A 23,135-nucleotide genomic window follows, 5' to 3' on the forward strand; every position below is an offset into this window, starting at 1 on the left:
CCAGAGGGGGCAACGCCCCCTGCCCCGCTCACTTGCCGCGCATCCGCCGCTTGCCGGGTGTCTTCGATCTGAACCCGGGCGGGCGTTTTTGCACCCATGCGATGAATGCTGCCAGCCGTGGATGCGCGCGCAGGGCCGCGATGGTGCTGTAATCGCGTGCCAGTTCGGTTTCGGACAGGGTGGCGTGGATTTCATTGTGGCAGACCTGATGCAAGAGCACTGTCTCGCCGCCCTTGCCACCGCGCAGGCGGGGGACGAGATGGTGACGGCTTTGCGGGGCATCGGCGGGGATGGGGCGTCCGCAAAGCGGGCAAATCGGATCGGTTTCGGGCATCGGGCCTCTTGCGCGGGGCGGATCAATCGGCAATGGATGCACGAGTTTACGAGTGAGGGACGCGAATGGAAAGCCAGCCGGAGATCGTGCAACAGGCCGTGGGGTATGCGCTTCACGGGTGGGAGATCGCCAAGGGGTGGTTGCTGAGTCCCGCCGCGTGGTCGCAATTCGGGCTTCTGGTGGTGGCGTGGCTTTTGGCGATGCTGCTCACCCGGCGGCTGCGGCCGGCGCTTGCCCAGTTGCTGACCCCGCCCGAGGCGCAGGAGAGCCCGTTCGCTTCGGCGCGGCGGTTCGTGCTGATGTTCCTGCCGCTTCTGATGCCGCTTCTGGCCTATGCCCTGACCGCGATGGGCGAGGGCGTGACACGTTCGCTTTTCGGTTCGGGCGAGGTGATCGCCTTCGGCAAGCGGGTGTTCCTGTTCCTCGCCGCGCGGCTTTTCGTGCGCGAGATCGTGACCGACCCGTTCCTCAAGGTTCTGGGGCGGTTCGTACTGATGCCGATGGCGTTCCTTTATCTTTTCGACCTGCTGGGGCTGGCCGCCGCGAAGCTGGCGGCGGTCTCGGTCAATCTGGGCAATATCAGCTTTTCGGCGCTCGCGATCATTCGCGGGACCGTGTCCGGGGCGCTTCTCTTTTGGCTGGGGCGGTGGTCGAACAGCCAGTCCGAGGAATTCATCCGCAAGCAGGAGGAATTGCGCCCCGCCACCCGCGAACTGGCGATGAAGGCCAGCCAGATCATCATTTTCGGCGCGGCTTTCCTGTTGCTCATGTCGATCATGGGGATCGACCTCACGGCGATTGCCGTTCTGGGGGGCGCGATCGGCGTCGGGATCGGGCTCGGGCTGCAACAGATCGCGGCGAATTTCGTCTCCGGGATCATCCTCCTGCTCGAAGGGCAGACCACGGTGGGCGATTATGTCGTGCTCGACAATGGCGAGGAAGGCACAATCGTCAAGATGACCGCCCGGGCGGCGATCCTTCAGACCATCGACGGGCGCTGGATCGTGGTGCCGAACGAGGATTTCATCACCAGCCGCGTGGTCAATTACTCGGACGCGGGCACGGTTCACCGGTATGACGCCGAATTCTCGGTCAGCTATGACACCGACATCAACCTCATTCCGCCGCTGATCGAGGCGGCGGTTGCCCGGCTCGATTTCGTCCGGCAGGACCCGGAACCGCCGGAATGCGAGTTGCGCGCCTTCGGAGAGAGCGGGATTGATTTCGCCGTGGAATACTGGGTCGAGGGGATCGAGGACCTGCCCCACAAGTACCGCCACCAGGTGCTGTTCTGCATCTGGAACACGCTCAAGGATGCCGGGATCGAGATCCCCTATCCACAGCGTGTCGTGCATCATCGCGGTCTGCCGAATGCCGCGCCGCCCGCCGCATGAGCCATGCCTTGGTCATCGGGGCGGGGCCTGCGGGGCTGATGGCGGCGGAAGTGCTGGCACGGGCGGGGGTTTCGGTGACCGTGGCCGAGGCCAAGCCTTCGGTCGGGCGCAAACTCCTGATGGCCGGGAAATCGGGGCTGAACCTGACCAAGGACGAACCGTTCGAGACATTTCTTGCCGCTTATGGCGACAGGTCCGGTGCGCTGCGCCCGATGCTGGCGGCGTTCGGGCCTGCGGATGTATGCGCATGGGCCGAAGGGTTGGGACAGGCGGTGTTCACCGGCTCGTCGGGACGGGTTTTTCCGCGCGCGATGAAGGCGTCGCCCCTGTTGCGCGCGTGGCTCGGGCGGCTCGACGGGCTGGGCGTTGCGATCCGCACGCGCTGGCGCTGGGTCGGGGGCGCGGCGTTCGACACGCCCGAGGGGCCACAGGTGCTGGCGCCCGATGTCACCGTGCTGGCCTGTGGCGGGGCGAGCTGGGCGAGGTTGGGGTCGGACGGGGCGTGGACGGGCGGTTTGCCTGCGGACATGCTGACCCCGTTCCGGCCTGCCAATATGGGATTCAAAGTCGATTGGTCGGACCACATGGCGCGGCATTTCGGCCAGCCGGTCAAGAACGTGATCCTGCATGCAGGACGGGTGCGGGTGCGCGGGGAGTTCGTGATCTCGGCCCGTGGGATCGAGGGCGGCGGGGTCTATGCCGTCTCGGGCGCAATGCGCGACGGGGCGGCGCTGATGCTCGACCTTCTGCCCGACCTTACGGAAAGTGACATCCGCGCCCGGCTGGCGGCGCGGCGGCCCAAGGAGAGCCTCGCCAACACGCTGCGCAAGCGGCTCAAGCTCGACCCGGTGAAACAGGCGCTGGTGATGGAGTTCGCCCGGCCCCTGCCCGATGACCTTGCCCCGCTCTTGAAGGCATTGCCCGTGCGCCATGGCGGCCCGCGCCCGATGGACGAGGCGATTTCGACCGCCGGGGGACTGCGGTTCGAAGCGCTGGATCAGGGCTTGATGTTGCGCGACCGGCCGGGCTGGTTCGCGGCGGGCGAGATGCTTAATTGGGAGGCGCCGACGGGTGGGTATCTGTTAACGGCCTGCCTTGCCACCGGACGCTGGGCGGGGGCGCATGCGGCGGCCTGGGTGGCGGGCCGGAATTGACAATGGTCAATGTTCGGTGGCCCGTGGCGTGGCACACGGGGGCGAACACCGGTTCACGCGCGCGAAAGGGGCTGAGATGGGGCTATTCTTCCTGGGGTTCTTCTGGTTCGCGGGCATGGCCGTGGCCACCGCCCTGCCAATCGTGATGGGCGCGCGGCATGGCGTGGCGATGGCCTTCGGAATCGCGATCCTGTGCCTTGTCGCCTTGCAGGGGCTGCATTCTGCGGCCGGCGTGGCCTGTGACCGGGGCAATTGCGGCGACCTCGGCGCGCTGATGGATCATATCCGGCTGGTGCTGGCTTCGCTGACCGGGCTGGGCCTCGTGGTGGGGCTGGGGGCCGCGTGGTTGATCCGGCGGCAGGAAGGCCCGGAGCAGGGCTGAGCCGATCAGGTCAGCGCCTCGATCCGGGCACCGCCGAAGCGGGCGACCATATCGGTGATCTCCTGCGCGTCGGGCATGAGGCAGGCCGCGGTCGAGAGTGCGTCGGCCAGTCCCGCCGAGCGGGCCGAGATGCTGATCGCGCGGGCGGGCGGGGTTTCCCCAAGGGGCGAAAGGATGTGCCCCTGTGTGCCGTCGGCATCCAGCACCGTGCCCAGCGTGGCCGAGCTTGCCAAGGCGCGATCCGACAGGCTGAGCGCGCCGCCGGTCTCAAGCCGCACCGGCCAGTCCGGCCCGATGGCCTGCATCTCGCCGGTGTCGATGAACCCAAGCTCCAGCCCTTCACGCCGCAGAAGCGCGGCGACCCGGTCGGCCACCACGCCCTGTGCCACGCCGTTGAGCGTGAGCGCCATGCCGGGGCGGGCAAAGCGCACCGCCTGGCTTGTGAAGTCCACCCCGCGCCAGCCGATCAGGGCGCGCGCCTGTGCGATCTCGTCCTCGCCCGGGGCACGGCCCGCGGCATGCGCATTGGCCAGCGCCGCCCACAGGGGCTGCACCGTGGGGTCGAACCGCCCGCCGCTGGCCGCGTGAACCGAGGCGCAGAGGGCGAGGCACTCGAGAAGTTCGGGTGGCGGCGCATCGAGCCGCCCCGCGCGGTTGAGCCGCATCAGCGCCGAGTCTGTCTTGTAGAGGCTGAACACCTGTTCGAGCCGCGCAATCTCGGCCAGCGCCATGCGGGCAAGACGCTCACCTTCGGGATGGGCGAGGCGCAGTTCGACGCGCGCGCCCATGGCAAAGCCGCGCCAAGTGCGGGGTTGCCCGGACGCCAGCGCGGGTAGGCCCGCGGCCAGAGGCAGCGCGGCGGAAATGGTCAGAAGGCGGCGGCGGGTCAGGCGGCGCATGGGTTTATCCTCCGCTCGTGTTGGTGATCGCCCGCAGGCGGTCGAGGTATTCACTGTCATCGTCGCCCGATGGTGCGTTCTCGGGCGCGTTTTCAGGGGCAAAGACGAGATGGTCGGGAATATCGTCCATATCCATCAGCACGCCACCGTGCCGGTCGGCGAAATCGCGGGCGGCGGCGCGGTCGGAAAAGGGGACAAACTCTTGCGCGCCCATGCCGCCAACGATGGCCGCCCCGACCACATAGATCGCCGAACTGGCGGTGATCCAGTTGTCGGCGCCGGGATTCTCCCAATCCGGGGCCACGGCCATGTCACTGACATAGATCGCGCGGATCGCGTGGCTTTGCTCGGGCATCCGGCGATAGGCTTCGGCGTCGCGCACCTGGCTGAAGAAAAGCGGATGGGGCATGCCGTCGAGATGCACCTGCGCCTTTGGCCCGGGATGTTCCAAGAGGTCCATCTGGCAGAAATGGCCCGCCGCCTCGGCGGTCATGGTGGCGGGCGGTGGGGGTGCTGCCGCCTCTTCCTTGCAGGCGGCGAGCGCGAGGATGGCGAGAAGGAGAATGCGTTTCATGGGGTCACCCTGCGAAACGCTGCGACGGCCAGCGCCAGCGCGGCAAAGGGCCAGAGCGCGAGCGAGCTGAGCGCGGCCCAGGCCGGGATGGAATTGGCCGCGCCCGAAAGGCCCGTGGTGGCGGCCATTGCCTCAGACGCGGAGAGATTGAACAGGCGAAAGGCATCGGCGGGGTTGGCCAGCATCGCCCATGGGAAGATATCGGTGGTGAAGCGCCCGCCGTCATCGGCGACCAGCGCGGCCAGAAGCCCCAGATCGTAAAGCACGATCAGCCCGAGCCAGAGCCCGATCGCCAGCCCCGCCGCCCCCGAAGGGCGCCGCGACAGCGCCGAAAGCCCATAGCCCGCGCCGAGGAACACCGCGCCCAGCACCATCGACGACCAGAAGAGCCGCCACAGCGCTGGCAACCCGGCAAGCGCGCGCGCATCGCCCATCCACGCGGTCAGCGCGGCCAGCCCGTAGCCGGCGGCGAGCGCAATGGCCAGCACCGCGACATGGGCGAGAAGCTTGCCCAGAAGGATCTCGGTCCGCGACAGCGGGTAGGTGAGCAGAAGCGGCAGCGTGCCACGCTCGACCTCGCCCGCCAACGCGTCGAAACTCATCAACAGGGCAATGAGTGGCACGAGATAGACCGCGAGCGAGGTGAGCGAGGCCACCACCACCGAAAGCCGGTCCGCCCCCAGCGCGCCGGTGGGCGCGGAGCCCGCCGCCGAGAGGACCAGCGAAAAGAGCACCATCATCGCGACCGAAACGGCCACCCAGCGGTTGCGCAAGGCGATGCGGAACTCGGTCTGCGCCATGGAGAGGATGCGATTCATTGTCCGGCCCTCCGGCTGTAATGGCTGTAGATGTCTTCGAGGCTGGGCGGCTGGATGTCGATATCGGCGATCCGGTCTGACAGCCCGGCAATCCGGCCCAGCACGGCAAGTTTCTCGTCCTGCGCGCAGGCGAGGATCACCTGTTCGCCCTGTTGCACGGACCCCGGCAGCGCCTTGAGCAGCGTGGTGGTCGAACAAGGGATATCGGAGGGTGTCACCGCGATACGCACCGGCAGGTCGGCACGGCGCCGCAGATCGGCCATTGAGCCTTCGGCCACCATCGCGCCGCCCGAGAGGATCACCATGCGGTCGGTGCGGGCCTCGACCTCGGTCAGGGCGTGACTTGAGAGCAGGATCGCCGTGCCCTCGGCGGCCAGCCCGTCGAGGATCGCGTAGAAATCGCGCCGCGACACCGGGTCGAGCCCCGATGTCGGCTCGTCGAGCACCATGAGGCGCGGGGTGCCGATGAGCGCCTGCGCGAGGCCCACGCGCTGGCGCATGCCCTTGGAATAGGTGCCGATGCGGCGGTGCGCGGCATCGCCAAGGCCCACCCGGTCGAGCAGCGCCAGCGCGCCCGAGGCGGGCAGCCCGCGCAGGCGCAGGTAATGGGCGATCTGTTCGCGCCCGCTCAGCGCCGGGTGAAACGCCACGTTCTCGGGCAGGTAGGCCACGCCGTCACGCGCGCGGGTCGATCCGGGCGCGGCGCCCAGCACCTCGACCGTGCCTTCGTCATGCGGGATGAGGCCGAGCACGATCTTCATCAGCGTGGACTTGCCCGCCCCGTTATGGCCCAGAAGCGCCACGCGCTCACCGGCCGCCACCGAGAGCGACACGTCGCAGAGCGCCGCCACGCCGTCGAAGCGTTTAGTGAGATTCGAGAGGGTCAGCATCGTTCAACTTTCGTGTTTTCGCCGCCGCGATGGCCTCGGCCTCATCGGCCAGAAGCCCGGGCGGAACCGGAATTTCGACAGGACGGGCAAGCGGCGCGCTATCGACCACGCCACCGGGCAGCGTGGCGGGAAAGGCGGCCTGCGACCAGCGCACGAGCTGCACCGCGGGCGAGCCCATCAGGAGCTTGGCCGAAGGTTGCGACCACAGGATGTGATCCATCAGGTCGTTGGGCCGGAACGCGCTGTCGGCCAGCCCGTCACCATCGAGATCGAAGGCCGGGTGGTCGGACCAGAAATTGCCGCGCCCGCCAAGGCTCCATTCGACATCGCGGGTGCCGACATACTTGACCTGCGTGCGGTTGCCGATGAAGGCGTTGCCGGTAATGCCGTTGCGCTCGGACCCGGCGGTGAAATGGATGCCGATCTCGCAGCCCTCGAAGCGGTTGCCCGCGATCAGGTTCTTGTGCGCGTTGTAGATGAAGGTGCATTTCTCATGCGTGCCGCCACGGATCAGGTTGCCGGTGATATCGGCGCTGTTGGCATAGTTGAGCATGAGCCCGTGGGTGCGGTCGCCCAGCGACAGGTTGTCCCGGATCACCGCCCGATCGGAGAACATGATCGCATAGCCCAGCGTGTTGCCGATGCTGATATTGCCTCGGATCTCGGAATCGCCCGTGTGCATGAAATGCACGGCAAAGCGCAGGTCGCGAAAGATGTTCTTGGCAAACACGTTGCGGCGCGAGACGTTGGTGAATATGCCGTCGCGGCCAAGGCGGATGTCGTTGCCGATCACCTGCGCGCCCGGCGCGTTCCAGACATAGACGCCGTTGCCACGGTCGTTCATGCGATGATCGGTGCGCCCCACGATGGTGTTGCCACGCACGATGCTGTCATTCGCGCCGTGGATGTCGACGCCGTAGAGATTACCGAGGATGCGGTTGTCCTCGACCACGGCACGGCGGGCCGTCTTGGTCAATTGCACGCCCGAGTCGATTTCCTGATGATCATTGCCCGAGCCGGTGATTTCCAGCCCGCGCACGGTGATGTCCTCGCCGGTCACGGTGATCACCGATCCGGTGCCGCCGCCGTCGATCACGGCCTCGCCACGCCCGTCAAGGGTGATGGGATGCGACAGGGTCACCGGGCCATGGTAGCGGCCCGGTGACAGGATCAGCACATCGCCGGGTGCGGCCCCGGCGATGGCATCTTCCAGGGCACCGTCGCCCATCCGCACAGGCACCTCGGCCGCCCACGCAAGCGGCGCGGCGAGGATGCACAGAAGCGCCGCAAGGGCAAACCGGTGCAGCATGGCTCAGGCCGCCTTCGGCTTGACCAGCATGCGGCCGCGCATTTCCATGTGCAGCGCATGGCAGAACCACTGACAGTAATACCAGTAGACCCCCGGCTTGGCGGCGGTGAAGGTCACCGACGCGGTGGCCATCGGTCCGATCTCCATCGCGATGCCGTGATCGCCCATGCAGAACCCGTGGGTCAGGTCGTCGATGTCATCAAGGTTGGTGATGATCACCGTCACCTCGTCGCCCTGCGTCACCTCGAACTTCTCCATCGAGAACATCGGGGCCTGGCTCGACATGTAGATCCGCACCTTGTTGCCGTCGCGGATCACGGTGTCCATCCAGTCGTCGATATCCACGCCGTCGGCCTCGGCCTGGGCGCGCGCGTCGGCCCATGTCGGGTCGTTGCGATCCCAGATATTGACCGGGTTCACGATGTCACGGCGCACGATGATGCTGTCATGCGGTTCGGCAAAGGTCGGCCCGTCATGCACGAGGGTCATGCCGCCATCCTCGATCGAGAACAATTGCTCGTTCTCGGGTTTGAGCGGCCCGACATTGAGGAAGCGGTCCTTCGAGAACTTGTTCATCGAGATATACCACTTGCCATCCGCTTCGAGCGTTTCGCCCATCGAGGTCGAGTTGTGGCCCGGCTGGTAATGCACGTCCGACTTCTGGAGGATCGGGTCCACGTTCTCGCCGTTATAGGCGCGGATCGCGTCCTCGATGTTCCATTTCACCACCTGGCTGTCGAGGAAGAGCGTGGTAAAGGCGTTGCCCTTGCCGTCATAGCAGGTGTGAAGCGGCCCCAGGCCCAGCTCGGGTTCGGCCACCACGACCGAACGCGGGTCGATGCTGTCATCCTCGAAGAGCGCGTCGAACTTGCGCACGTCGAGAACCGACACGGTGGGCGACAGCTTGCCCGCGATGCAGACGTGCTTCTTGTCCGGCGCGGTGTTGATGCCGTGCGGGCTGTTGGGGATGGGCACGTAGCGGGTGTATTTCTTGTTCTGGCCCTTGCGCCCGTCGATCACCTTGACGCCATTGAGTTCCTGGTAGTCGCCGTCGGCGAGGCCCTTCTCGATCTCGGCAAGGTTGAAGATCACGACATGGTCCATCTCGTTCGCCGTCATCTCGGCAAGGTTCATGCCCATTTCCGAGTTGTAGGAGGTCGAGAAGGCATATTTGCCCTGATAGTCGCAATCGGTGTTGTCGAGGTTGCCCGACACGATGACCTGCCACGCCACCTTCATCGTGTCGCCGTCGATGGCGGTGAAGAAGTTGACGTATTTCTCGGGCTCGTCCAGCACCTGGCCGTCGTTGACCATCGGGGTTTCGTCCTCGCCATTGGCAAAGACATAGCCGGTGCGCGGCCATTTCTGCGGGCGCAGCCCGTGGATCGCCTTGGCGTTGGGGATCTCGGTGATCTTGTCGCATTTCATCACGTCGCAGCGCACCCGCGCCACGCGGGTGTTGGCCTTGTCGTTCATGAAGAGGTAACGCCCGTCATAGGTGCCTTCGGTGAAGGACATGTGCGGGTGGTGCAGATCGCCGTTGTCATGGACGCGCTTGCCGTTGGCGTTGAGATACGCCCTGGTTTGCGGCAGCATCCCCTCTTCCATGACCTTGAGGCTTTCGTTGGTCTGGCCCCAGCCGGTGGCCGAGCAGCGGTTGAACACCGGAATCCGCATCAGCTCGCGCATCGAGGGCACGCCGAGGATGCGCAGCTCGCCGGACTGGCCCGAGGACCAGAAGCCATAATATTCATCGAGTTCACCGGGCGCGAGACTGGCCGCTCCGGCCGCCGCGCTGGCGCTGCCGGTGCTGGCCGCGGTGGCCACGCCCGCGGCACTGCCCAGCATGGCAAGCCGCGCACCACCCGCGCCGCCCACAAGGGCCGCGCCGCCCGCCGTGGCGCCCAGAAGGCCCCGGCGGCTGATGCCCGAATTCTTGCCCGTTTTCTTGGTTTCGTCAGTCATTGACTTATCCTTTCGCTTGGTTGGGATGGTTGGTCAGCACCCGGTCGAGCGCAGCCGCGCCGCTTGACGCGGAGTCGCGCCGCTTGAGCTTCTTGATGACGACCGGACATTTGGTTTCGGACTGGTAAAGCACCTGGCAATGCATGCAGTTCAGGCACTCGTTGGGGTTGATCTCACCGGTGGGGTGGATCGCCTGCACGAAGCATTCGTTCGCGCAGGTCTGGCAGGGGTTGCCGCATTCCTTGTACCGCTTGAGCCAGTCAAAGGTGCGCAGCCGTGCCGGAATGGCCAGCGCCGCGCCCAGCGGGCAGAGGTAGCGGCAGTAGAACCGCTCGACGAAGAGCCCCGCGATCAGAAGCGCCGCCGCGTAGGCCACGAAGGGCCAGGCGCGCACGAACTTGAGCACGATCGCAGTCTTGAACGGTTCGACCTCGGCCAGCGCCTCGGCCTGTTCGATCGAGGCCAGCGAGACGCCGAAGAGGCCGAGGAAGATCATGTATTTCAGTGGCCAGAGCCGCTCATGCAGCCCCCATGGCAGGGTCCATTGCGGCACCCGAAGGCGGCGTGCGATCTGGTTGGTCAGTTCCTGAAGCGCACCGAACGGGCAGAGCCAGCCGCAATAGGCCCCCCGGCCCCAGAAGATCAGCGCCGCCGCGACCGAGAACCACAGGATGAAGGTCAACGGGTCGAGCAGGAACGCCTGCCAACTGAAATCGCTGGTCAGCGCGCCGAAAAGCGCCATCAGGTTCACCACCGAAAGCTGCGCGTTGGCATACCAGCCAAGGAAGACAAGCGTCACGGTCAGGAAGGACATGCGAAACCAGTAGGTCACGCGCTCGGACCGGGTCAGGAAGCCCTGGAAGAAGAACGCCCCGGTCAATACCGTCAGCATCACCCCCAGGATGACGACCTCGGGGGTCTTGTCGCGCCAGATGCGTTTCCAGAGGGCGGTTTGCGCGGCCTGCTCTTCCTGATCGGCCATCGCCTGCGCGGCGCCCGACGCGCCCGGCGCATCACCCGCGCGGGGCAGTTCGCGCAGGTATTGCCGCGGCAGGTTGTAGCCCAGTTCGAACGTGGTAAAGACCCGCTCGATCGCGGCCACGTCGCGCTGCACCAGCAGTTGCAGGCGGAACGGCCTCGTCGGGTCGAACCCGGTATCGGCGGGGATCTTGAAGAGATCGGTCTCGCTGAACCGCGGCGCGCCCTCGGCGGCGATGTCGCCCAGCCGTCGGTGCCCGCGGTCGCGGAACCGCACCGAGATGTCATCCTGGATAAGCACGATACGGTCGAAAATGCCGCCGCGCACATAGCCCGAGCCCTTGAACGAATAGAGACCGCGCCCCGCGACCATGATCGCGTGTTCGCCCTCACCCAGCCATTCGGTCAGGTTGGCATATTCCGCCTCGCCCAAGAGCGCGCGGCCCGCCGGAGGGGCGGAAACCAGCGCAAGCTGCATCTCGATGAACTGGGTCTCGGGCGGGGCGTCGATCGGGCGCTCGGCGGCACGCGGATCTTCGACCTGCTCGAACGCGGCATTGACCTGTCCCACGTCGAGCGACAGCCGCCGCAACGTGCCATCACCTTCGAGCGTCATCCAGTCCTGCGCCGCTTGCGCCTCCGGGTCGATCTCGTAACGCGGGCCGGTGGGGGCGCTTGGCGGCTCGAGCCCGCCAAGGCCCAGCGCGCGCGCCACCTTGAGCCCGGCGCGCACGATGGAATCGTCGATCACCATGATGGTGACGGTGGCCCCGGCGATGATGTTGAGATCATGGCTGGTGCCGCCCGATTCGGCCTCGGCCGCGAGGTCGAGCCCCACGTAATCCGAGGCCAGCGCCTTGATCTTGCTGTCGGGAATACCGATCAGGATGATCGGTTCGGAATGCTTGACCAGTTGCACCCCCGACACCCGGGCATCGTTGTCGACGGCCACCATGGTGTGGATCGGCTTGCCCGAATAGCCGGTCGTGCCGACGAAATCCGAGGCGATGAAGGCCCAGCCGATGGTTTCGCCCCCCCTGAGCACCGGCGCGACGGGCAGATCCTCGCGCATCGCACCATAGGCATCGGCGCCTTCGACCAGATCGGAGGCGGGCATCTCATCGAGGAAACGCGGGAGATGGGGCTGCTGCGCCTGAAGGGCGGCAGGCAACAGCAGGACCAGCACAATGAGGATTCGGGCGAGCATTTTCATACCGCCTTAATGTCGGTTTCCGCCGTCCCGCTTCTTGACTATTGTCAACGGTCCCATGATTTTTCCCCGACCCGGCACAGGCCGAATTCAGAACGCGGCCCGGGTGAACCGCGTTTTATTCCTTGATGTCAGTGAGATGTGCCTTCAGCGAAGGTGATCTTGTTCCACACGTTGTATTTGCCCGACGGCTTTTTCATCGGCAGGCGCGTGACTTCTTCGAGAGAATCAGCGTCATAGACGATCACCGCGCCATCATCCTCCCAGATCGAGACGAGCGCATGGCGCCCATCGCGGGTGAACTCGGTATGGGCCACGGTCTTGCCCGGCGCGGGGCGAAGGGTCTTGACGATTTCCAGCGTTTCCTTGTCGATCACGTGCATCACGTCACGGTTCGGGCCAAAGAACACGTCGGCCCAGGCATAGCGGCTGTTCGCGTGGGAACGCATGAAGAAGCCGGGGCCCTCGGTCTTGATCCGCTTGACCGTCTGCCATGTTGTCATGTCGATGACGGAAATCATCCCCTCCTTGAGATGCGGCGTGGCCATGACGCGCGTGCCGTTCCAATCCCATGTGATCCCCGAGCCCAGATGCGGCATGCCGGGCAGGTCGATCTCGGCCACTTCCTGCCCGATCACGAGGTCGAGCACGCGGGCCTTTTCCGTCTCGCGCGAGGCGCCGATGAGGTGTTCGTAATCGAGGTCGAAAAAGAAATCGTCGAGGATATGTTCGACCGCGATCTTGCGGATCGGGAACTTGCGGGTGATCTCGGGCGGGCCTTCGACGCGGGTGTCATGCACCCAGCCCCGATGCGGCGGGTTCTCGGAGGTGGAGATTTCCCAGACCTCGGGAATGTCCTTCAGCGCCAGAACGAAGCTGTCGCGTGGCGGGGCCTGGTAGACCGCGGAAACCCGGCTCGGTGTGCCGTCGCGGCCCCGGACCTCGATCACGCGCTCGGGTCTGAGCGTCGCGGCATCGAGAATGGTCAGCGTCATCGGCAGGTAATTGGCCACGGCGAGCCATTTGCCATCCTTGCTGATCGCGATGTTGCGCGCGTTGAGGCCCGCGCGGATGCGGCCCATTTCGGTCAATCCCCAAAGATCGTATTTCTGCACCCAGCCATCGCGCGAGACGACATAGACAAGCCGCCCGTCGGGGCTGAATTTCGGGCCACCATGCACGGCGAATGGCGTCTCGAACCGGGCCAGCCGCGCGAAACTGTCGCCGTCGAGCACCGAAACATGGCTGTCGGCGATCTCGACCGCGAGGGTCACGTTCATCGGGTCGGCATCGAAAACCGGGTTGGCGGCGGGGGTGTAATCGTCGCGGAACGCGCGGGTTTCGAGGATTTCCTCCATGCCCCAGGCCGGGGTTTCGGCGAGCGGTTGCGACAAGTAGGCGGCGATGTCGGTGATGTCGCCATCGCTCAGCACCTCGCCAAAGCCTGGCATCTGCGTCGCGGTACGCCCGTCGCGGATCACCGTGTCGAGTTTCGGCCCGTACATCCGGCGCAGCGTTTGCGGGATGAGCGCCGGGCCGGTGCCGCCAAGGCGGCTTGCCATGTGACAGTCGGCGCAATGGTCGTCATAGAGCGCGCGGCCATGGGCTGCATCGCCTTCGGCCCATGCGGTGAGGGGCGCCATCGCCAGCGTGGCGATCAGCATCACACCCGCAAATGAGTATTTTTGGCAAGATGAAGGGGCGGGGCGGTCAGAAGAATTCATGTTTCGGGTCATGGCTCTTGCCTCGGAAAGGGGTGACGGTCAGCCGCTCGCCCGGGGCGTCACCCGGGGCGAGGCCGATCTCGGGATTGGAGAGATAGCAGGCCGGGTCTTCGGCCCAGGGATCGCCCGACACCTGAAGCGCGCGGATGCGGGTGTTGCCGCCGCAGACATGGTTGAACGCGCAGGCCCCGCAACGCCCCTTGAGCGGGCGCGGACGCTGGCGCAGGGTGGCCAGCATCGGATCATCCCCGGTCCAGAGCCGCGAGAACGGCACCTTCTTGACGTTGCCGACGGTGTAATCGGACCAGTAGGTGTCGGGATGGACCTTGCCCATCGGGTCGATATTGGCCACGCCCAGCCCCGAGGAATTGCCGCCCCAGGCCGCAAGATGCACCTCGACATGGGCGGCGCGATCCGCGTCGAAATTGCGCCGCACCCAGTGCAGGAACCAGACCGCATCGGCGTCGTTGTTACCGGTCACGATCTCGAGCGGCGCGTCTTCGGCCACGGCAACCCAGGCACGGTCGATCAGGATATCCATCGCCGCCTTGGTGCGGGCATGCTGGGTGTCGTCGCCCCGGTGCTTGTCGCCACGCCCGGCATAGACGAGATGCGAGAGGTAGAACTTGTCCACCCCCTCGCCGTCGCAAAGGTCGAGCATGTCTTCGAGCATGTGGGCGTTGTCTTCGGTGATGGTAAAGCGCAGCCCCACCTTGACCCCGCGCCGCTTGCATTCGCGCACGCCATGAAGCGCCGCCGCATAGGCGCCCTCGACCCCGCGGAACCAGTCATTGGTCTTGCCGATCCCGTCGATCGAGATGCCGACATAGTCAAAGCCGAGATCGGCGACGCGCGCCGCCGCGCTGTCCATGATCCTGGTTCCGTTGGTCGAAAGCGCGAGATAGCGGAAATCCAGCGCCTTGGCATGTTCGGCCAATTCGAAGAAATCCGGGCGCGACATCGGCTCGCCCCCCGAGAGGATCAGCGCGGGGACGGCGAACTCCTTGAGATCGCCCATCACGCCCTTGACCTCGTCGGTGGATAATTCACCCGGAAAGGCCACATCCGCCGAGGTGGTATAGCAATGCCGACAGCGCAGGTTGCAGCGCCGGGTGAGATTCCAGATCACCACCGGCTTGACCGATCCCGCGCCACGGCGCGCGGCAACCGGGGTCGGGTCGGTCAGTTCTCGCATATATTGGGTCAGCCGGAACATGGGCGTCCCTCCTTGGCAAGGCGCATCCCGGTCTTCTTGAGGATGCGGGTGGAATAGAGAATGTCGTTTTCGCGGCAGGCCGCCCCGAGGATCGCGGCAATCTCGGCGCGACGCGTCTCGACCGCCACGCGGTCGGGCCCGTGGATCATGGCAAAGAGGTTATAGGGCCAGTCGGGCAGCGCCCGGGGACGCAAATAGCAATGGGTGACGAAGTCGAGCGCACCAATCTGTTCGCCAAGGTCTTCGGCCCGGGCGTCTTCGACATCCCAGACGCTCATCCCGTTGGCCAGCATGCCCAGCGCATAATGATTGGTCGCCGCGCCGATCCGGCGGATCACGCCATCGCCCATCATCCGTTCGATCCGGGCGATCACCTCGGCCTCGTCCATGCCGATCCATTCACCGACCACGGCAAAGGGTCGCGGGGCCAGCGGCAGCCCCGCCTGCGTGGCGGTCAGGATGCGGCGGTCTTTTGCGTCGATTGTCATAGCGCCACCTGAAAGCCGATGAAAAACTCCCTGAGCTTGGGAAAGCGGTGCACCTTGAGGCCGGTCTGCCGCGCGATCCGGTCGGCCTCGGTCGTGATCGCCGCGGGGGTCTCGCAGGCCAGCACGAACCACATGTTGAACCGGTGCTGGCGTTCGTAATTATGGGCCACCGCGTCATGGGCATTGACCTTGGACGCGACCTCTTCGAACCGGTCCTCGGGCACGGCCATGGCACACAGGCAATAGGCCCCGCCCAGCGCGGCGGCGTCGATGAACGGGCCGAACCGGGTGATCGCGCCGATCCCGCGCAGCCGTTCGATGCGCGAGATCACCTCGGCCTCGTCCAGGCCGGTCGCGACTGCCAAGGGCTGAAACAGGTTCTTGCTGGGCGCCAGCCCGGCCTGAAGCAGGTTGAGCAACGCGCGGTCCGTCGCATCGAGGGAGTCTTCTTGCAATCGCGACCGGTGCATGGGCTACACCGCCCCCGTGGTCGGGGCCGGTTCTGGCGGATTGGCGGTGCGCGGGATCATGTCGAAGCTCTCCACATGCTGTGATGCCCTGTCCTGTTCCTGGACAGCCTCGCGCGAATACCGGGTGGCGACCTTGACTTTCGTTAAGACGCCCGACCGCTCCGCGCGCCTATAGTTGCGTGCGAATGCGACAGGACGTGACAAAAGATCGGAACAAGGAAATGCCAAACGCAATCATCCGCCTTTTCGGCGAAGGCCACCGGGTGTTCTTTCTGGCGGCGGGGCTTTACGCCATTTTCGCCCTCATCGTCTGGGAGGGCTGGCTCGGGATTCACGCGGCGGGGGGGATGGTCAGCGAGATGCCTTTCGCGGCCCCGCCGCATCTGTGGCACGCGCATGAGCTGGTCTTTGGCTATCCAGCGGCGGCGATGGGCGGGTTCTTCCTGACCGCCGTGCCAAACTGGACCGGGGCGCGGGCGGCGCGCCATGCCTTCATCGCCTGTGCCGCCGGCCTGTGGCTGGCCGGGCGGGTGGCGATCTGGTATTCGGGGAGCCTGCCGCCACTGGCGGTGGCGCTGGTCGATCTGGCCTTTCTGCCGCTCTTGGCGGCCAAGGTGCTGACCCAGCTTCTCAATCGCCCGAAACCGCAGAACATGATGTTCCTCGGCCTGCTGGCGATGATCTGGACCGGCAACCTTCTGGTGCATCTCGACTGGATCGGGGTCACGATGACGCTCGATGCGGGGTTGCGGCTCGGGCTTTATGCCACCTGCGCGCTGATTGCCGTGCTGGGCGGGCGGGTGACGCCGGCCTTCACCCGCAACGCGATGAAGCGCGATGGCCGCACGCACGCATTGCCCGGAACGCCCCTGCCGCTCAACATCGCCAGCATTGCCCTGCCGATCCTCACCGCGCTGGCCGCCGCGCTGCCTGTTCCGGCGGCTGTGTTCGGCGCATTGGCGCTGGCCGCCGGGCTGGCGCAGGGCGCACGCAGCGCGATGTGGCGGCCGGGCTGGACCTGGAATCAACCGATTCTGTGGGTGCTGCACCTCGGCATGGCCGCGCTGGCGCTGGGTTTCTTCATGGCCGGGCTGGCGGCGTTCGGCATCGGCTCGGAGGTGGCGGCACTGCATGTTCTGGGCATCGGCGCGGTGGGCGGCATGACCCTTGGCGTGATGAGCCGCGCAGCACTTGGCCATAGCGGCCTGCCGCTGATCGCGCCGGGCCCGCTCGCGCTGGCCTATGCACTCTTGCCGGTGTCGATGCTGGCGCGTTGGGCCGGGTCAAGCCTCGGAATCGAGGGCTATTACACCGGAGTTCTGCTCTCGGGCGCCGTCTGGATCGCCGTTTTCACGCTTTATGCCGCGACGCTCTGGCCGGTGTTCTGGGGCACACGCGCGCCGCGTGGATCGCATTGAGCAACAGACAAACGCCAACGGTTGACTTTTGTTAAGGCCCCCCGCCCGCCCAGCGCGCAAGAAAGCTCAGTCAACAACGGTTCCGGGAAGGAGTTAGCGCGATGCGCGAAGTCATGACCAAGAACATGGCCCGCAATATCTTCTATGGCGGCTCACTGTTCTTCATCCTCATATTCATCGGCCTCACGGCCCATTCACACAGGTATATCGTCAATGTCTCGACCGACAAGGAAGGTCTGACCGAGAGCGTCGCAGCGGGCAAGCATGTCTGGGAAAAGCATGCCTGCGTCAACTGCCACTCGATTCTCGGCGAGGGCGCCTATTACGCGCCCGAAGTCGGCAACGTGATGGCGCGCTGGGGCGTTCTGGAAGATCCCGAGGCGGCCTATGACGTGCTCAAGGGATGGATGGACGCCATGCCCACCGGCATCGAAGGCCGCCGCCAGATGCCCAATTTCAACCTGACCGACGAGGAATACCGCAACCTCGCCGATTTCCTGCTGTGGACCAACCGCATCAACACGCAGGACTGGCCCCCCAACGACGCGGGCTAAGGAGCAATCGCCATGAAATACGAAACCCAGAAAATCGCGCTGGCCTACTTTGTGGTGGCGCTCGCGCTCTTCGCCGTGCAGGTCACGATCGGGCTGATCATGGGCTATGTCTATGTCGCGCCCAACTTCCTTTCCGATCTCGTGCCGTTCAACATCCTGCGGATGCTGCACTCCAACAGCCTCATCGTCTGGCTCCTGCTGGGCTTCTTCGGGGCGGCCTATTACCTTTTGCCCGAGGAATCCGAGCGCGAGATCCATTCAAGGAAACTCGCCTGGCTGCAACTCGGCATTCTCGTGCTGGGCACGCTGGGCGTGGTCGTGACCTATCTGTTCAACATCTTCGAGGGCAATTTCCTGCTTGGGAAAGAGGGCCGCGAATTCCTTGAACAGCCCAAATGGGTCAAGGCCGGCATTGTCGTCGCCGCGCTGATCTTTCTCTACAACGTCTCGATGACGGTGCTGGCGGGTCGCAAGACGGCGATCACCAACATCCTGCTTCTGGGCCTGTGGGGGCTGGCGCTCTTGTTCCTCTTTGCCTTCTACAACCCCAGCAACCTCGCGCTCGACAAGATGTATTGGTGGTATGTCGTCCACCTCTGGGTCGAAGGCACGTGGGAGCTGGTGATGGCCGCGATCCTCGCTTTCCTGATGCTCAAGCTCACCGGCGTTGACCGCGAGGTGGTCGAGAAATGGCTTTACGTCATCGTCGCCGCCGCGCTCTTCTCGGGCATCCTCGGGACCGGGCACCACTATTACTGGATCGGCACGCCGGGATACTGGCAGTGGATCGGCTCGATCTTCTCGTCGCTCGAGGTGATCCCGTTCTTCGCCATGATGGCCTTTGCCTTCGTCATGGTCTGGAAGGGCCGCCGCGACCATCCGAACAAGGCGGCGCTTCTCTGGGCGCTAGGCTGTGCCACGCTGGCCTTCTTCGGCGCGGGTGTCTGGGGCTTCCTGCACACGCTGCACGGGGTCAACTACTACACCCACGGCACACAGATCACCGCCGCGCACGGGCACCTTGCCTTCTATGGCGCCTATGTCTGCCTCAACCTTGCGATCATCACCTATGCCATGCCGCACCTCTTGGGTCGCGAGCCCTATAACCAGGTGCTCAACATGGCCTCGTTCTGGCTGATGTCGTCGGGGGTGGTCTTCATGACCTTCGTGCTGACCTTCGGCGGCACGGTGCAGACCCACCTGCAACGGGTCATGGGCGAGGATTTCATGTTCGTGCAGGAGCAACTGGCGCTGTTCTACTGGATGCGCTTCGGTGCGGGCATCGCGGTGGTGCTGGGCGCGCTGCTCTTCATCTACGCGGTCTTCGTGCCGCGCCGCGAAGTGATCTCGTCCGAACCTTCGGTCGCGGCGGAGTGAGCGAGATGGATGGACCCTTGCAACCGGAAAAGGGGGCGGCAGACGCCCCCTTCTACCTGCCCCAGGGCGACGAGATCCCGGTCTTTACCGCCGCCCATGAAAACGACCTGCCGGTCCTGCTCAAGGGGCCGACGGGCTGCGGCAAGACGCGCTTTGTCACTCACATGGCCGCGCGCCTTGATCGGCCGCTGCATACCGTGGCCTGCCATGACGACCTCAGCGCCGCCGACCTGATCGGGCGCTACCTGCTCAAGGGCGGTGAAACCGTCTGGGTCGATGGGCCGCTCACCCGTGCGGTGCGCGAAGGCGCGATCTGCTATCTCGACGAGGTGGTCGAGGCGCGCAAGGATGTGACCGTGGTGCTGCACCCGCTGACCGACGACCGGCGCATCCTGCCGATCGACCGCACCGGCGAAGAGATCGAGGCGGCGCCCGGCTTCATGCTGGTGGCCTCCTACAACCCGGGCTACCAGAACATCCTCAAGACGCTGAAACCCTCGACCCGCCAGCGCTTCATCAGCCTCGAATTCACCTTTCCCAAGCCGGAGCACGAAATCCCCGTCGTCGCCCGCGAATCGGGCCTCTCCGAGGAGCGTGTGAAACCGCTGGTGCGGCTGGCGAACAAGCTGCGCGATCTCAAGGGCCAGGACCTCGAAGAGGGGGTATCCACCCGCCTCGTGGTCTATGCCGCGACACTCATCCGACAGGGCATGCCGGTCGAACGCGCGATCCGCGTCGCGATGATCGAGCCGCTGACCGATGATGCGGATGTCAAGCGTGGGCTCCTCGATCTTGTCACCGCCGTTTTCGGGTGAGGCCGGTGATGGGCAGGATCGACATCGAGCCATGGGAACCCGAAGAAACCATCGGGAAGCTGTGGCACGCCTATGCCAGCCGTCTTGACGCCCCCGGCGTGCACGATGGAGCCCGTGTCGACCTTTCCGAGGTCGCAGGGCGGCTGGCGGTTCTTTTCCGGGGCCTCGGCGGCGATCCGGCGGTCGAGATCAAGGCGGTGTCCGAAGAACGCTCGGGGCACCGCCTGTCATGGCTGCGTCGGCTGGGCACCGACGAGGAACGCCTGCCGCGCGCCTCCTTCGACGGGGCGAGCCTGCGCCTGCCCGAAAGCCTCGCCGTTTTCCCCGCGCGCGAGGCCAATGGCACGCTCTACCTCTGGCTCGGCGCCTGTGCCGCCTTTGCCGGGGCGGGCCACGCGCCGCTTGATGACCCGCTGGCCCGCGACCTTGCCGCGCTGGCCGACGCGCAGCACATGGTCGCCGCCACGCTCGATGAGGCGCCGGGTTTTGCCGCGCTTTATGCCGATCTCTGCGCCGGGGTTCTGGCCCTGCGCCCCCGGCCCCAGCTTCCCGCGGTCGAATCCGCGGTCGAGGCGCTGATCCGCCATATCCTTGGCGACGAAACACCCCTGCCGCCCCGCGCTGCGGCTTTCAGGACGGCGGTCGAGGCGCGCGATTTCACCGGCCTGCGCGCCCCGCGCGGCTATCGCGCCGCGCGCCCCGTGCCGCTCTGGCCCGATCTGCGCGGCGTGGACACAAGCCATGCCAGCGCGGTCGAGACCCGCGATGCCGAGACCGACTCCGACAGCCCCACCGACGAGCCGCAGGACGGCAAGACCCGCCGCGCCCGTCGCCGCAAGGCCGACGAGGTCGACCGCACCGACAGTTTCATCCTGCACAAGTTCGAGGCGATCCTGAGCTGGGCGGAGTTCATCAACCTCAACCGCCGGGTCGAGGACGATGACGACGACAGCGCCCGCAAGGCCGCCGACGACCAGGACGAAATCGGCCTCGGCCAGATTTCCCAAGCCCCCGCAACGCGGCTCAAGCTGCATCTCGACCTTGCCCCCGAGGACGTGGACCGCGAGGCGCTTTCCGATATCCTTACCTATCCCGAATGGGACGTGCGGACAGGCCAGCACCTGCCCGCGCATGCTCGTGTGCTCGTCTCTCCTGTCGAGCCCGAGCATGACGCGCCCCCGTTTCGGGACGACCCGCGCGCCGCCGCGCGTATCCGCGCCGTCAAGAGACAGTTCGAGGCCCTGCGTCCCGGGCGAATACTCACGACCGGACATCTCGACGGCGACGATCTCGACATGGAGCGCATGGTGCGCGCGCGGGTCGATTTTTCTGCAACAGGGGAAGGCGACGACCGCGTCTGGATGCAAACCCGCCGCGAACGGCGCGATCTGGCGGTGTCGATCCTGCTCGACGTGTCGCGCTCGACCGAGGGGCGCGTCACCGGGCATGGCGGCGAGAGCCGCAGCGTGATCGAGATCGCGCGCGAGGCGCTGGCCGCGCTGGCCGGCGGGCTCGATGCCTGCGGCGACGATTTCGCGATCAACGCCTTTTCCTCACTGAAACGCCAGCGCGTCTGGCTGCACCAGGTCAAACGCTTCGACGAACCGATGAGCCCGCTGATCGACGCGCGCATCGCCGCACTCAAGCCCGGGCATTACACCCGGCTCGGCGCCGCCATCCGCCATGCCAGCGCCGAGCTGCACCAGCAGGCGCGCAAACGCCGCCTGCTTCTGGTAATCACCGATGGCAAGCCCAACGACCTCGACCATTACGAGGGCCGCCACGGCATCGAAGACAGCCACATGGCCGTGCGCGAGGCCCGCCGCGCCGGGCAATCGGTATTCGGCATCACCGTGGACCGTGACGGCAAATCGTGGTTCCCGCGGATGTTCGGACAGGGCGGATACGCGCTCATCCCACATCCCGACCGACTGACCCAGGCGCTGCCCCAGATCTACCGGCAACTGGTGGGCGCATGAGCGACGGTTCGGACGGTCCCGGCCTGCTCGACGAGCTGCCCGGTGAGGTGATGATGTGGGTGCTCATCATCTCCGAACTGCTGGTCTTTGGTGCGGGCCTTGTGGCCTTCATGGCGATGCGGCTCACCGATCCCGTAGGCTTTGCCGAAGCACAGGCTCACCTGCACCGCGCGGGCGCGGCGCTCAACACGGTGGTGCTCGTGACCTCCGGGCTTCTGGCCGCCCTCGCCGTGCGCGCCGCCGAGGCCGGGCGCGAGCGGTGCAAGCGCGGGCTTCTCGCCGGGGCCATGGCGCTCGGGGTGGTGTTCCTCGTGATCAAGGGCATGGAATATGCCGACAAGGCCAATGAGGGCATCGGCATCGAGACCAACACCTTCTTCACCTTCTACTACCTGCTGACCGGCTTTCACGCCGCCCACGTGATCGCGGGCGTCGTGCTGCTGGGTCTGGTCGCCGTCCTGCGCGACCCGCGCGCCACCGAGACCGGGGCGGCCTTCTGGCACATGGTCGATCTGGTCTGGGTGCTGCTCTTTCCGGTGATCTACCTGATCCGATGACGCACGATCCCCTCATACGGGCCTGGGGGCTTCTGGTCGCGCTGTCGATGGCGGGCGCGCTGATCACGCGCGCGCCGAATGTCACCGGGCTTGCCCTGGTGATCCTTGCCCTTTCATTCGTGAAGGCCCGGCTGATCTTGCATCACTATCTCGGCCTGGCCAACGCCCCCTCGTGGCGGCGCGGGTTTGACATGGTGGTGGCCGGGGTCTGCGTGTTGCTGGCCGCGCTGGCCCTTCTGGCCTGAGTCGAATCCACCCCGGAGTCGGCACTGAAACCTGTAACACCGATCACGCCCCGGGCAGCGCGGCGGGTCACGCAGGCCGGGTGCGGGGGCGGTGCGGGCCTCGTGGCGATCACGTTTCGCATGATTTTCGCCAACGGCGCCGTGATCCGTGAGTGATGTTTCAGAGGGCGTCTTTCGGATACCCGCTAAACCCCTGATATCAAACCATAAAACGACACTCCCGGCCACCAAGGGCGCAATCCGGCGCCGCTCTCGCATCCGCGCACGGCGCGGTGATCGCAGGTGTTTTGAATTCGCCCCCGGCAAGGCGCATCTTGGGGACAGATCAAAACAGATCGCCAACACGATCACTTCAACCCGAAAGGAAACGACATGAAACTCGCAC

The 23,135-nt window shown here is 65.8% G+C and carries 22 protein-coding genes; 10 read left to right on the forward strand and 12 right to left on the reverse strand.

The genetic code is table 11. The features are described 5' to 3' along the window. Positions 1 to 28: 28 nt before the first annotated feature. Positions 29 to 334, reverse strand: coding sequence for an HNH endonuclease family protein (locus FLO80_RS15045; protein ID WP_111362508.1), 306 nt, complete (start codon positions 332 to 334; stop codon positions 29 to 31). Positions 335 to 399: 65 nt separating this feature from the next. Between FLO80_RS15045 and FLO80_RS15050 the strand changes: the two genes are divergently transcribed. The 3 genes from FLO80_RS15050 (at position 400) to FLO80_RS15060 (ending at position 3,264) form a co-directional block, all read left to right on the forward strand. After that, positions 400 to 1,728 carry a mechanosensitive ion channel family protein gene (locus FLO80_RS15050; RefSeq protein ID WP_111362509.1) on the forward strand — a complete coding sequence of 443 codons (1,329 nt, stop codon included), beginning with the start codon at positions 400 to 402 and terminating at the stop codon, positions 1,726 to 1,728. Then, positions 1,725 to 2,882: a TIGR03862 family flavoprotein gene (locus tag FLO80_RS15055; protein WP_111362510.1), complete on the forward strand. Its 1,158-nt coding sequence runs from the start codon at positions 1,725 to 1,727 to the stop codon at positions 2,880 to 2,882. Before FLO80_RS15050 ends, FLO80_RS15055 begins: the two co-directional genes overlap by 4 nt. A 76-nt stretch (positions 2,883 to 2,958) precedes the next feature. Then, complete coding sequence (locus FLO80_RS15060; protein WP_111362511.1) at positions 2,959 to 3,264, forward strand: hypothetical protein; 306 nt, start codon at positions 2,959 to 2,961, stop codon at positions 3,262 to 3,264. Between the two features lie 5 nt (positions 3,265 to 3,269). Here FLO80_RS15060 and FLO80_RS15065 read toward each other — a convergent pair whose 3' ends face one another. From FLO80_RS15065 to FLO80_RS15115, 11 genes are all read right to left on the reverse strand, one after another. Further along, positions 3,270 to 4,163, reverse strand: coding sequence for an FAD:protein FMN transferase (locus FLO80_RS15065; protein ID WP_111362512.1), 894 nt, complete (start codon positions 4,161 to 4,163; stop codon positions 3,270 to 3,272). Between the two features lie 4 nt (positions 4,164 to 4,167). After that, complete coding sequence (locus FLO80_RS15070) at positions 4,168 to 4,737, reverse strand: nitrous oxide reductase accessory protein NosL (RefSeq protein WP_111362513.1); 570 nt, start codon at positions 4,735 to 4,737, stop codon at positions 4,168 to 4,170. Continuing rightward, complete coding sequence (locus tag FLO80_RS15075) at positions 4,734 to 5,555, reverse strand: ABC transporter permease (protein WP_111362514.1); 822 nt, start codon at positions 5,553 to 5,555, stop codon at positions 4,734 to 4,736. The genes FLO80_RS15070 and FLO80_RS15075 overlap by 4 nt, the downstream gene beginning before the upstream one ends. Then, positions 5,552 to 6,445 (reverse strand): ABC transporter ATP-binding protein, encoded by an 894-nt coding sequence (locus FLO80_RS15080; RefSeq protein WP_111362515.1) that lies wholly within the window; start codon positions 6,443 to 6,445, stop codon positions 5,552 to 5,554. The genes FLO80_RS15075 and FLO80_RS15080 overlap by 4 nt, the downstream gene beginning before the upstream one ends. Continuing rightward, positions 6,420 to 7,754, reverse strand: coding sequence for a nitrous oxide reductase family maturation protein NosD (locus FLO80_RS15085; RefSeq protein WP_111362516.1), 1,335 nt, complete (start codon positions 7,752 to 7,754; stop codon positions 6,420 to 6,422). Before FLO80_RS15085 ends, FLO80_RS15080 begins: the two co-directional genes overlap by 26 nt. A 3-nt stretch (positions 7,755 to 7,757) precedes the next feature. Beyond that, positions 7,758 to 9,719 carry a TAT-dependent nitrous-oxide reductase gene (nosZ, locus tag FLO80_RS15090; protein ID WP_111362517.1) on the reverse strand — a complete coding sequence of 654 codons (1,962 nt, stop codon included), beginning with the start codon at positions 9,717 to 9,719 and terminating at the stop codon, positions 7,758 to 7,760. A gap of 4 nt (positions 9,720 to 9,723) precedes the next feature. Then, a complete protein-coding gene (locus FLO80_RS15095) occupies positions 9,724 to 11,910 on the reverse strand; it encodes a NosR/NirI family protein (protein ID WP_111362518.1) in 2,187 nt (728 codons plus the stop codon). Between the two features lie 128 nt (positions 11,911 to 12,038). Then, complete coding sequence (locus tag FLO80_RS15100) at positions 12,039 to 13,571, reverse strand: nitrite reductase (protein WP_188078307.1); 1,533 nt, start codon at positions 13,569 to 13,571, stop codon at positions 12,039 to 12,041. A 46-nt stretch (positions 13,572 to 13,617) separates the two neighbouring features. After that, a complete protein-coding gene (gene nirJ / locus FLO80_RS15105) occupies positions 13,618 to 14,847 on the reverse strand; it encodes a heme d1 biosynthesis radical SAM protein NirJ (RefSeq protein WP_111362520.1) in 1,230 nt (409 codons plus the stop codon). After that, positions 14,835 to 15,335: a siroheme decarboxylase subunit beta gene (gene ahbB, locus FLO80_RS15110; RefSeq protein ID WP_111362521.1), complete on the reverse strand. Its 501-nt coding sequence runs from the start codon at positions 15,333 to 15,335 to the stop codon at positions 14,835 to 14,837. Before ahbB ends, nirJ begins: the two co-directional genes overlap by 13 nt. Then, positions 15,332 to 15,805, reverse strand: coding sequence for an Lrp/AsnC family transcriptional regulator (locus FLO80_RS15115; RefSeq protein ID WP_111362522.1), 474 nt, complete (start codon positions 15,803 to 15,805; stop codon positions 15,332 to 15,334). Before FLO80_RS15115 ends, ahbB begins: the two co-directional genes overlap by 4 nt. Positions 15,806 to 16,026: 221 nt before the next feature. Between FLO80_RS15115 and FLO80_RS15120 the strand changes: the two genes are divergently transcribed. The 7 genes from FLO80_RS15120 to FLO80_RS15150 all read left to right on the forward strand — a co-directional run bounded on the left by FLO80_RS15120 (position 16,027) and on the right by FLO80_RS15150 (position 22,750). Further along, positions 16,027 to 17,223, forward strand: a complete 1,197-nt coding sequence (locus FLO80_RS15120; protein ID WP_111362523.1) for an NnrS family protein — start codon at positions 16,027 to 16,029, stop codon at positions 17,221 to 17,223. 101 nt (positions 17,224 to 17,324) lie between these two features. Beyond that, positions 17,325 to 17,777 carry a c-type cytochrome gene (locus FLO80_RS15125; protein ID WP_111362524.1) on the forward strand — a complete coding sequence of 151 codons (453 nt, stop codon included), beginning with the start codon at positions 17,325 to 17,327 and terminating at the stop codon, positions 17,775 to 17,777. A gap of 12 nt (positions 17,778 to 17,789) precedes the next feature. After that, positions 17,790 to 19,154 carry a cbb3-type cytochrome c oxidase subunit I gene (locus tag FLO80_RS15130; protein ID WP_111362525.1) on the forward strand — a complete coding sequence of 455 codons (1,365 nt, stop codon included), beginning with the start codon at positions 17,790 to 17,792 and terminating at the stop codon, positions 19,152 to 19,154. Positions 19,155 to 19,159: 5 nt separating this feature from the next. Continuing rightward, the gene (locus FLO80_RS15135) at positions 19,160 to 19,969 is read left to right on the forward strand and encodes a CbbQ/NirQ/NorQ/GpvN family protein (RefSeq protein WP_111363153.1); all 810 of its coding nucleotides are present in this window, start codon (positions 19,160 to 19,162) and stop codon (positions 19,967 to 19,969) included. Between the two features lie 8 nt (positions 19,970 to 19,977). Continuing rightward, positions 19,978 to 21,948, forward strand: a complete 1,971-nt coding sequence (locus tag FLO80_RS15140; protein ID WP_111362526.1) for a nitric oxide reductase activation protein NorD — start codon at positions 19,978 to 19,980, stop codon at positions 21,946 to 21,948. After that, entirely contained in the window at positions 21,945 to 22,505 is a 561-nt protein-coding gene (locus FLO80_RS15145; protein ID WP_111362527.1) for a cytochrome c oxidase subunit 3, read from the forward strand. Before FLO80_RS15140 ends, FLO80_RS15145 begins: the two co-directional genes overlap by 4 nt. After that, on the forward strand, positions 22,502 to 22,750 hold the full coding sequence (locus FLO80_RS15150; protein ID WP_111362528.1) for a cytochrome C oxidase subunit IV family protein: 249 nt from the start codon (positions 22,502 to 22,504) through the stop codon (positions 22,748 to 22,750). Before FLO80_RS15145 ends, FLO80_RS15150 begins: the two co-directional genes overlap by 4 nt. Positions 22,751 to 23,135 lie beyond the last annotated feature (385 nt).

Source organism: Aquicoccus porphyridii, assembly GCF_008369105.1.
Taxonomy (GTDB): domain Bacteria; phylum Pseudomonadota; class Alphaproteobacteria; order Rhodobacterales; family Rhodobacteraceae; genus Aquicoccus; species Aquicoccus porphyridii.